At 33.6% G+C, this 7,991-nt stretch carries 9 protein-coding genes; all 9 read right to left on the reverse strand.

Features of this window, described 5'->3' with window-relative positions; all coding sequences use genetic code 11:
• Positions 1–150: aminotransferase class V-fold PLP-dependent enzyme (locus I4N53_RS07875; protein WP_214495994.1), on the reverse strand; the 150-nt coding region annotated here is incomplete at its 3' end.
• A complete protein-coding gene (sufD, locus tag I4N53_RS07880; protein WP_012996187.1) occupies positions 147–1,196 on the reverse strand; it encodes a Fe-S cluster assembly protein SufD in 1,050 nt (349 codons plus the stop codon). The genes I4N53_RS07875 and sufD, both read right to left, overlap by 4 nt.
• A 10-nt stretch (positions 1,197–1,206) precedes the next feature.
• Complete coding sequence (sufB, locus tag I4N53_RS07885) at positions 1,207–2,610, reverse strand: Fe-S cluster assembly protein SufB (protein WP_012996188.1); 1,404 nt, start codon at positions 2,608–2,610, stop codon at positions 1,207–1,209.
• 19 nt (positions 2,611–2,629) lie between these two features.
• On the reverse strand, positions 2,630–3,376 hold the full coding sequence (gene sufC / locus I4N53_RS07890) for a Fe-S cluster assembly ATPase SufC (RefSeq protein WP_214495992.1): 747 nt from the start codon (positions 3,374–3,376) through the stop codon (positions 2,630–2,632).
• 187 nt (positions 3,377–3,563) lie between these two features.
• Entirely contained in the window at positions 3,564–3,848 is a 285-nt protein-coding gene (locus I4N53_RS07895; RefSeq protein WP_012996190.1) for a co-chaperone GroES, read from the reverse strand.
• A gap of 88 nt (positions 3,849–3,936) precedes the next feature.
• Positions 3,937–4,521, reverse strand: a complete 585-nt coding sequence (locus tag I4N53_RS07900) for a glutaredoxin domain-containing protein (RefSeq protein ID WP_012996191.1) — start codon at positions 4,519–4,521, stop codon at positions 3,937–3,939.
• Between the two features lie 214 nt (positions 4,522–4,735).
• Entirely contained in the window at positions 4,736–5,731 is a 996-nt protein-coding gene (locus I4N53_RS07905; RefSeq protein ID WP_012996192.1) for a spore photoproduct lyase family protein, read from the reverse strand.
• A complete protein-coding gene (locus I4N53_RS07910) occupies positions 5,703–6,521 on the reverse strand; it encodes a nucleoside phosphorylase (protein ID WP_214495995.1) in 819 nt (272 codons plus the stop codon). The genes I4N53_RS07905 and I4N53_RS07910 overlap by 29 nt, the downstream gene beginning before the upstream one ends.
• 71 nt (positions 6,522–6,592) lie before the next feature.
• Entirely contained in the window at positions 6,593–7,813 is a 1,221-nt protein-coding gene (tyrS, locus tag I4N53_RS07915) for a tyrosine--tRNA ligase (protein WP_214495993.1), read from the reverse strand.
• Between the last annotated feature and the right edge of the window lie 178 nt (positions 7,814–7,991).

Here is a 7,991-nt window from a genome sequence, read left to right on the forward strand (position 1 = left end):
CTCTTCATAATATTTATCCATAGCTTTTATAACGCTAATTGGCTTTTGAGTTGTGGCAGCATTGTCAAGGTAAATAAGCTTTTTCCCGTGAGGTTTAACATCTAATATGGGAAAGTCTTTTTTAATCTTTTCTATATCGATATTTTTCATTTTATTATCTTCCTCCCTATATGACCCCTTATGATGATTTCTTTTACAGGGTCATAAGGAATTAAATCTATTACAGGATTTAATATGGCTTGAACCATTAAAAGCCGAGCCTCTTCAAAACTAAAGCCTCTGCTCATCACATAATAGAGTTTATCTTCGTCTATTTGACCTGCACTGGCAGAATGCTTAGCCACTACGTCGTCTTCTCCACAGTAAAGAGCAGGAATTGCAACAGACTTTACAGTTTTGTCCAGCAAAAGCACAGTTTCATTTTCCTCAGCTTTTGCCTTTTTTGCCCCTTTTTTAATGTCAATATTTCCTATAAAGGTAGCCTCTGCGCTTCCCTTTAGTGCTCCTTTTAAATCTACACTACTAGTACTTTTTGGGGCTTGGTGATACACTTTATAAGCCATGTCATATTTTTGACTATCTACACCTAAAAAAATAGATTTAGAAATAAAGGTAGCACCTATTTCATCAAGATATACAGTTACATCAAAAGTACTCATTTTTGCTCCTATTACAACATTCGACCAATTTACTGTAGCATCTTTCCCTACAATTACAAGGTTGTTGTCAAAGTCGTTGAATTCGTTTCCTAATCTTTGTATTTTTACTATATTTACAGTAGCACCTTCTTTTGCAATCACTTCTGTTATTCCGTTGTGAAAACCGTGAGCACCTGAATTATAGTCAAAGACAACAGTGGCACTTGAATTGGCTTCTATTTCAACGATATTATAATCAATTAGTGTGTCATTTTGTTCATCAGTAATATAATCAACCACTATTGGTTTTTCAACACTAGTGTTTTGAAAAGTTTTAATGTAGAATCCTGTGTTATATAAAGTTTTTACCATATTTACAAACTTATCATCAATACCAAAAGTTTTATTAGCTGAAATTAATGTCTCTATTGGTAAGTGATGTAAATCTTTTATCTTTTTTATCTTTACAGTATCTTGTGATGAATCCTTCACCACTGCCAAAGTGTATTCTTTATAAGAAGGAACTTTTATTTTTTCTATATTAACCCTTTTCCACATATTTTCACTCCTATCCTATTGCGCCTTCCAGCTCGAGTTTAATGAGTCTATTCATCTCCACTGCGTATTCTAACGGCAAGGCTTTGGCTATAGGCTCAACAAACCCCCTTACAATCATAGCCCTTGCATCATCTTCGCTTAAACCTCTGGACATGAGGTAAAATATCTGCTCATCACTTATTCTTCCCACTTTTGCTTCATGGCCTATATCTACATTGTCATTTTCAATTTCTATTACTGGTATTGTATCAGACCTTGAAATATCGTCCAACATCAGGCCTTCACATTGCACAGAAGCCTTTGCACCTTCCGCAGTAGACCCTATTTTTAGAAAACCTCTATAAGTAGATATTCCGCCATCTTTTGATATGCTCTTTGCCACAACTTTTGAAGAGGTGTAAGGCGCCAAATGTATCATTTTTGAACCTGTATCTAAATGTTGGCCCTTTGCTGCAAAAGTCACTCCTGTGTATTCCGCCTTTGCCCCTTTTCCTTTTAATACAGAAGTTGGATAAAGCATTGTTTTGTGGCTCCCAAAAGAACCAGATACCCACTCTATAATGCCGTCTTTTTCCACAATTGCTCTTTTTGTGTTGAGATTGTAAGTATTTTTGCTCCAGTTTTCTATGGTAGAATAAATTATGCGTGCTCCTTCCTTTACAAAAAGTTCTACGCAACCTGCATGTAAGTTTGAAACAGAATACTGGGGCGCAGAACAACCTTCTATAAAACGAACTTCGCTACCTTTATCGGCGATGATAAGAGTATGCTCAAATTGGCCGCTCCCCGGTGCATTCATTCTAAAATAAGCCTGAAGTGGAACCTCCACTTTTACTCCTTCAGGCACATATACAAAAGTACCACCACTCCATATTGCAGCATGCAATGCTACAAATTTATGGTCAGAAGGAGTAACGTTTTTTGTCATAAAATACTCTTTTATTATGTCAGGATATTTTTTTACTGCAGTGTCCATATCTTCAAATATAACACCTTGGCGGGTAAGATTTTCTTTAATGTTGTGATATACAACTTCAGAGTCGTACTGAGCACCGACACCTGCTAAAACTTTTCTTTCTGCTTCTGGTATCCCAAGCCTTTCAAAAGTTCTCCTTATTTCTTCAGGAACCTCTTCCCATGACCTTTGCATCTTTGCCTTTGGACGTATATAGGCGATAATAGAGTCAATATCCAACTGACTTAAGTCCACACCCCATGTGGGCATAGGCATTTTTTGATATATTTCAAGCGCTTTTAATCGGAAATCCCTCATCCAGGAAGGTTCATTCTTTTGCTCAGATATTTCTAAAACAACTTCTTTAGAAAGCCCTTTCCCTGTCTGATATTCGTACTTTACGTTGTCTTTGACATCGTATATGCTAAAATCTATTTCCTTTATATCTGGTTTTTTCATCTTTTTCGCCTCCTATGGTTTACACGCCATTCCTCACAAAGTCATAACCCTTTTCTTCAAGAATTTTTGCAAGGTTTCTATCCCCGCTTTTTACAATCTTTCCCTTCATTAAAACAGATATTACATCTGGCTCGAGGTAATCCAATATCCTGTTGTAGTGAGTGACTATCAAAATAGACATCTCCTCCGTCTTCAACTTTTTGACCGCTTCTGCTACAACTTTTAAAGCATCTATATCAAGGCCAGAGTCAATTTCGTCTAGCATTACAAGCTTAGGCTTTAGAAAAGCCATCTGGAGTATCTCTGTTTTTTTCTTTTCCCCTCCAGAAAAGCCAACATTTAAATATCTATTTCTGTACTCGGAATTCATGTCTAAAAGTTCTAATGTGTTTTTCATAGCTTTTGCAAATTGAAGCATCGGCACATTTTGGCCTGTCATAACATTAACAGATGTCCTTATAAAATTATCCACTGTTATTCCAGGAATTTCTTCAGGGTACTGAAAAGACAAAAAGATACCCTTTTTTGCCCTTTCGTTTACTTTTAGATTTGTTATATCTTGTCCTTCAAATAAAATCTGGCCGCCTGTCACTCTATATTTAGGATTCCCCATGATGGAATTACACAATGTGCTTTTTCCTCCACCATTGGGTCCCATAATCGCATGTATTTCTCCTTTTTTTATTGTTAAATTGAGCCCTTTAAGGATATATTTGCCCTCAACTTCTACATTTAAATCTTTTATTTCTAACAATGTTTCCCTCATTTTTTACAACTCCTTTTTAATTCCGACTATTTTAATAGGAATACTTAAGCAATACTATTATACACCACCTAAACGACCAAATCAATAGAAAAGACACAAAATTGATAATTATTTTCATTTAATAAACATATGTCAATAATTATTTATAAAAAATATAAGAAGTCGGGACTTCAACTTCCCCGACTTCTTATATCTCGTCAACTTCCACAAACTTAGCCAATATGTCATCTACTGGAATTATGAGATATTCCTCTCCCTCGTGTTTTATCTTAGTACCCGAAAACTCTTTATATATAACCCTATCCCCCACAGCAAGCTCATCAGACGCGCCTGCTGCAAGAGCTTCAATTATTCCTTGATTTAATTTTTCTTCAGCAGTTTTGGGAATTATCACTCCGCCTATCTTTTTCTCTTCAGGCTCTTTTTCTAATTTAATAAGTGCATGACCATTTATCGGTTGTATTTTTGTCATAGTTTCTTCCCCTTTCTTTTATTATTTTTTACCGCTCGTTATTACATTACTTATTATACTTCACTTATATGACAAGGTACAAGAAAACTTATTGGTCAGTGATTCCCAGCAATTGATTTAGCTTAGCTTTATCAAACCCTACTACAATTGTACCATCAATATCCGTCTGTGGCACACCTCTTTGACCACTCCGCCTTACCAATTCTGCTGCTGCACTCGGATTTTTGCTCACATCTATTTCTCTGAAAGGTATATTATGTTGTCTTAAATATGCCTTTGTAGCATTACACCATGGACAAGAAGGAGTAGTGTAAACAGTGACCCTGTGAACCTTTTGCCCTTTTCCATCAGAAACTTTTGAGGGAGCAACGACCAAAAGTTTTTCATAATATTCTTTGTTTTGAAGTCCAAATACAAACTGCCATGGCTCTTTATCCTTGAAAAGTATCACTGAGGGCACAACTTTGATGCCATATTGTGGATGAATATCTCTTATTTCAGAAGCATTTACCACATAAACAGGAACTTTTGGATTGTCTTCACTGAATTTTTTTATAACTTCTAAAGCCTCAAGACTTTTTTGTGAAGAATTAGAATAAAACATTAGCATAAAAAGCTCTTCTTTATTCTTTATTTCTTCGAAATGCTTTGCATCCTTTATAAATTCCAGCATCAAATCACCTCTTTAAATATTTATGATATCCAATTCGAGATTTTATTATCAATCAAATTATTTCTCTTTATCTTACTACTACCCCCCAGAAGTATTGGGTTAGCAATTTATATTATAAGGAAATTTATTTTAAAAATCAAGATGCTTTTAATAATCTTTCTTTTTTAAAAAGAGTAATAACCTCTCTCAATTAGAATAAAAGATAAAAACTCCCCTAATAAGAGAGTTTATCTAAAACATATACTTTTTCTTTTTCAATATATTTTATTACTTCTCTATAAACGAATTCCTCAAAATATTCTGCCTCTTTATAGGTAAATATTCCATCTTTTACAACTGTCTCATAGCAAAATACCGGAGAATATTCTTTTAATTTTTCTATTTTTTTAGCTTGCTCTCTCACCATTCTAAAAGCTCCAATGTTGACATCTCTTATACCCTCTTTGGGAATCTCTAAAAAGAGTTCTCTTAAAAAATCAGAATAGACATCTTCAAAATTTTCTATATACATCACAGGTTCAATAGAAATCCTAACTTTTAAGCCCTTTGATATGGCACTCTTTAAATTTTTCACTCTTTTATCTAAAGAAGGTGTAAACCTTTCGTATTTTTTTATAACAGGCTGTGGTAACAACGTCCATGCGAAAATTACATTAGAAGGTATGTCGATAGATTTCACAGAAGAAAAATTGGTACTTTTTGTTCGTATCTCTATTACGAGATTTTTATTTCCCTTTGCATATTCAATCCATCTTTTGGTATATCCTGTAAGATATTCTAAAGCAAGTATATCTGTTTCATAAGATATGCTTAAATAGACCTTCTGATTTTGTGTAAGTTTATCTATTTCTTTAAAATAGTCCTCAATATTCACAAAAATAACAAGATGTCCCGAAGGGTACATACCTTGTAAATAGCAATAGTCACAATCATATACACAATTGAATATATTTGATGTATGATAAAAATTGGTATTTCCAAAGTCTTCACAAAGTTTGGAACCTTTATATATAAAATCATATTTTTTTTTAGCCAGTATAAGATTTTGCCTTTCTTTTTGTATAAGGTAGTTTTGATTAGGTCTATTAAATACTTCACTATATCTGTCAATAAGCACTACTTTACTTTTAGGAAATTTCTGTAGAATATTTTGCGTTATAGGACTGTGAAGTATCTCCTTCTCAACGTAAATGTGAGAGAATTTTTTCAAAGACCCTCTTCCTCTCTTCTTTATTATTTACCTGTACATCATAAAAGTTTTTTAAAAAATCTATGTTTTTTCCTTTTCTAATCTTATAATGTAGGCAAGCTTTATAAAAAATTTGCCTTTGACTTACCGTAAATTTTAGCTTTTGTGAAAGAAAATTTATAATTTCTCTTTCATAAAAGGAAAATATTTCGCTAGTTTTAAAACTATTTTTCAATATCTTAATAAATTCATCTATTTCCTTTAACTTGTTTTTTATTAACTCATAAATTTTATCTTTAGAAACACCCTCGAAATCTGTACTATCAGAGACAATTTTTAAAATGTAAATTCTGTGGGTTTCAAAAAATTTAGAAGCTGCTTGATAAAAACCGCTGGCTTCCATATCACAAAGTCTTGCTGTCATCAATCCTTTATCTTTCACTACATAATTAAAAGTTTCTATATCACTTTCATCAAAAGGATGGTCTATCAAAATATCAGGTATATAATTTTTATGAGTTTCATTGTCTATAATTTTGTTAACAAGGTATATGTTCCCTATTTTTTCATTGATATCTTTTGAACCACATACACCAAGGTTTATTATAAAGCTTTGTGGAACATACAAATATCGAGTTGCCGCATGAGAAACAGCTATACTGCTATTTATTTTGCCCACTCCTGTTACTACCAACGTTATTTCTTCATTTTTAAAAACTTGAAAATATCGATTTTCCACGTCTTTTTTTAAGTCAAAATATTCAATTAGAGGTTTTGCCTCAATATATAAAGCAGTTGCAATAAAGACCATCTTAGCACCTCTTTCAAGAACATGTAAAAATTGTGCCAAGAGAAATTCTCTTGACACAAAAAGCTCCCCCTTTATTCTTTAATGACAAGCCTGTGATACTCTTTTTTGCCCTTTCTTATTAAAATGCTATTATCTTTTATCATATCATCTTTTATATATTCATCAATACTTTCAACTTTTTCATTGTTTATATACAATCCGCCTTGTTGAATAAGTCTTCTTCCTTCGCTCTTTGAGGGTATTATTTTTGCTTCAAAAAGCACATCTAAAACTTTTTTGCCTAAAACATCAGAAGGCACTGTAACAGAAGGCACATTGTTTAAATCGCCACCACCTTCAAATAAAGCCTCTGCCGCCTTTTGTGATTTTTGCGCCTCCTCCTCACCGTGTACGAGTTTTGTAACCTCATATGCTAGTATTTTTTTCGCCTCGTTTATTTCTTTATCCTTTAATGCCCCTAATCTTCTCACTTCATCCATAGGCAAGAAAGTTAGAAGTGCCAAAGCCTTTTCCACATCCGCATCAGCTATGTTTCTCCAGTATTGATAAAACTCATAAGGCGAAGTCTTATTCGGGTCAAGCCATACCGCTCCTTTTTCTGTTTTTCCCATTTTCTTACCTTCGCTGGTAGTAAGCAAAGTAAATGTCATGCCATAAGCCTGTTTACCTTCTTTTTTTCGTATAAGCTCTATTCCAGCAATAATATTAGACCATTGATCGTCTCCCCCCATCTGCATTACACAATTATATCTTCTGTTTAATTCGAGAAAATCGTAAGCCTGCATCAGCATGTAGTTAAATTCTAAAAAGGAAAGACCTCTTTCTAATCGGGACTTAAAGCATTCTGCAGTAAGCATTCTATTTACTGAGAAGTGAACCCCTATGTCTCGCAAAAATTCAATATAATTTAAGTTTAAAAGCCAATCAGCGTTATTGGCTATAATGGCTTTCCCATCAGAAAAATCAATAAGCCTTTGCATTTGCTTTTTAAAAGCCTCAGCATTTCTGTCTATTTCCTCTTTAGTAAGCATTTTCCTCATATCAGTCCTGCCACTTGGGTCTCCCACCATAGCAGTTCCGCCGCCTATTAACACAATAGGCCTGTGGCCTGCTTTTTGCATGTGGGACATTACCATAATTTGAAGAAAATGTCCTACATGCAAACTGTCTGCAGTAGGGTCAAAACCTATGTAAAATGTGATTTTTTCCTTTTCTAAAAGCTCTTTTATTTCATTTTCATGAGTCATTTGCTGAATATATCCTCTTTCTTGCAAAACATCAAGTACAGACACGATAATACCTCCATCATCTTATTTTTGTATATTTTATCAAATGAAAAGCGTATTTTTCAAATATTTTTGACAATATAATTTTATCACTTTATAATATTGATTATCAACAAAATGAAAGATGTGGGTCTGTGTCAAGATTTTGTAGGAAAAAAATTTTTATAACTGACCTCACCGTTAA

The sequence above is a fragment of the Thermoanaerobacter sp. CM-CNRG TB177 genome, assembly GCF_018588165.1.
GTDB classification, from domain to species: Bacteria; Bacillota; Thermoanaerobacteria; order Thermoanaerobacterales; family Thermoanaerobacteraceae; genus Thermoanaerobacter; species Thermoanaerobacter thermocopriae.

Excerpts from the sequence above, each read along its gene's own strand:
- I4N53_RS07895 (WP_012996190.1), bottom strand. The coding sequence starts at position 3,848 with ATGACAAAAATACAACCGATAAATGGTCATGCACTTATTAAATTAGAA.
- I4N53_RS07910 (WP_214495995.1), bottom strand. The coding sequence starts at position 6,521 with ATGGTCTTTATTGCAACTGCTTTATATATTGAGGCAAAACCTCTAATT.
- I4N53_RS07900 (WP_012996191.1), bottom strand. The coding sequence starts at position 4,521 with ATGCTGGAATTTATAAAGGATGCAAAGCATTTCGAAGAAATAAAGAAT.
- sufD (WP_012996187.1), bottom strand. The coding sequence starts at position 1,196 with ATGTGGAAAAGGGTTAATATAGAAAAAATAAAAGTTCCTTCTTATAAA.
- sufB (WP_012996188.1), bottom strand. The coding sequence starts at position 2,610 with ATGAAAAAACCAGATATAAAGGAAATAGATTTTAGCATATACGATGTC.
- sufC (WP_214495992.1), bottom strand. The coding sequence starts at position 3,376 with ATGAGGGAAACATTGTTAGAAATAAAAGATTTAAATGTAGAAGTTGAG.